Source organism: Streptomyces sp. NPDC088354, assembly GCF_044753585.1.
Lineage (GTDB): Bacteria > Actinomycetota > Actinomycetes > Streptomycetales > Streptomycetaceae > Actinacidiphila.
Map to the genome: position 1 here is coordinate 1 of NZ_JBIVNJ010000141.1, position 2,092 is coordinate 2,092.

General features: G+C 65.4%; 1 protein-coding gene and 1 pseudogene. Both read left to right on the forward strand.

Features of this window, described 5'->3' with window-relative positions:
- The first annotated feature begins 169 nt into the window (after positions 1-169).
- Complete coding sequence (locus tag ACIP98_RS42320) at positions 170-1,432, forward strand: IS701 family transposase (protein ID WP_401982206.1); 1,263 nt, start codon at positions 170-172, stop codon at positions 1,430-1,432.
- Between the two features lie 225 nt (positions 1,433-1,657).
- Positions 1,658-2,008, forward strand: a pseudogene (locus ACIP98_RS42325) (IS5 family transposase); the annotation flags it as partial.
- Positions 2,009-2,092 lie beyond the last annotated feature (84 nt).

Here is a 2,092-nt window from a genome sequence, read left to right on the forward strand (position 1 = left end):
CGCCCGTCGAGTACGAAGCAAACCACTACCTCAACACCACGAAACCCCAGGTCACACCCAACATCTGAGATCTCTACCGAACCCGGAACGGTTCAGGGAGTGTAGTGGGGTTGCGGACTGGGTTGGGTGGCCTTTCGCCGACGGTCCCACGATCGGGTGGCCGCGCCGCATGGCATGGTTCCGTGTCGAGCAGTTCGTTGTTGTGATCCATGACGTACCGACGAACGCCTGGGACCTGGAACTCGAAGAACTCTTCCTGCGCATCGGAGCCCGCTTCTCCCGCGTGGAGGCTCGGCGGAGGATGCGGGACTACGTCCGTGGTCTGCTCGGCCCGGTCGGCCGCAAAAACAGCTGGCAGCTCGCCGAATACGCCGGCCATGCCACCCCGCACGGCTTGCAGCACCTGCTCTCCCACAGTCAGTGGGACGCAGACGCAGTACGCGACGATCTGCAGGCTTACGTCGCCGACGAACTCGGGCAGCCCAATGGCGTGTTGATCCTGGATGACACCGGATTCGTCAAGAAGGGCACCACCTCCGCCGGAGTGCAGCGCCAGTACTCCGGCACCGCCGGGCGGACCGAGAATTGCCAGATTGGTGTCTTCGCCGCCTACGCGACCAGCCGCGGGCACGCCTTGGTCGACCGCGAGCTCTACCTGCCCAAGTCCTGGACTCAGGATCGTGAACGCTGTCAGGCAGCTCGCATCCCCGACGAGCGCGCGTTCGCCACCAAGGGTGACCTTGCCCGCGACATGATCTTGCGTGCCGTGCTCTCCCCGCTTCCCATCGCCTGGGTCACCGCAGATTCCGCCTATGGACAGGACTCCCACTTCCGCCGCTTCCTGGAAGACGCCGGCCTGTCCTACGTCGTGGCCGTTCCCAAATCCCAGCAGGTCCATGGCCCGCGCATCGACCACCTCATCAGCCAGGCGCCACCGCAGGCATGGCGACGCCTGTCGGCGGGGCCGGGAGCCAAGGGCGAACGGCTCTACGACTGGGCCGCCGCCCGTCTGCCGACTGTCTGGGAGTTCGACGGCGACGAGCCGACCCGGCAACGGTGGATGCTGGCCCGCCGCAGCATCGCCAAGCCTGAAGAGATCGCCTACTACCTTGCCTGCGCTCCGCTGGACGCCACCATCGCCGACCTGGTCCTCGTTGCCGGATGCCGGTGGAAGGTCGAGGAGTGCTTCCAGAGCGCGAAGAACGAGTGCTGCCTGGACCAGTACGAAGTCCGCCGTTACGTGGGCTGGTACCGGCACATCACGCTCGCCATACTGGCGCACACTTTCCTCGCCGTGATGGCCGTGCAGGAGCGCGAAAAGGGGGTGCCGAGACCGACACCCCCGACCTCGTGGACCTCACACCAGCCGAAATCCGTCGTCTGCTGGCAGCTCGACCCCACCGCCATCCTGCACACCACGATCGCGCGCTGAACTGGTCCAGATGGCGACGCCGCCACCAAGCAAGAGCCAGACATTGTCACTACAAGCGGCGCGGCCACTCGATCGTGGGACCATCAGCGAAAGGCCACCCAAGCCCGTCCGCAACCCCACTACACTCCCCACCGCCAGGCCGTTGACCAGCGCAGATACAAAAGTCCGGCTGGAGTACTAGGGCGTGTATCGAAAGTGGATCTTGATGTGTAACGATCTTGGTTCGTGGCGCGTGGAGATCTGACGGACGAGCAGTGGGCTGTGTTGGAGCCGCTGCTGCCAGTGGGCAAGAGGGCCGGTCGACCGGCGATATGGACCCGGCGGCAGCTAATCGACGGCATACGGTTCCGAGTCCGCACCGGCATCCCCTGGCGAGACGTCCCCGAGCGATACGGCCCGTGGGGTCGGGTGTACGACCTGTTCCGCCGCTGGCAACGCGACGGCACCTGGCAGCGGATCCTCACCCAGCTCCAGGCCCGAGCGGACGCGAAGGACCTGATCACCTGGGACCTCAACGTCGACTCCACCGTCTGCCGGGCCCACCAGCACGCCGTAGGGGCACGGAAAAGGTGCCCCTATGGGTTTCGTCAAGGGAATCGGGCTGCGTTTCGGTGAGTGGCAAGGCAGCATGGCGTGATGCCTGACCTGCTGTGGGATGAC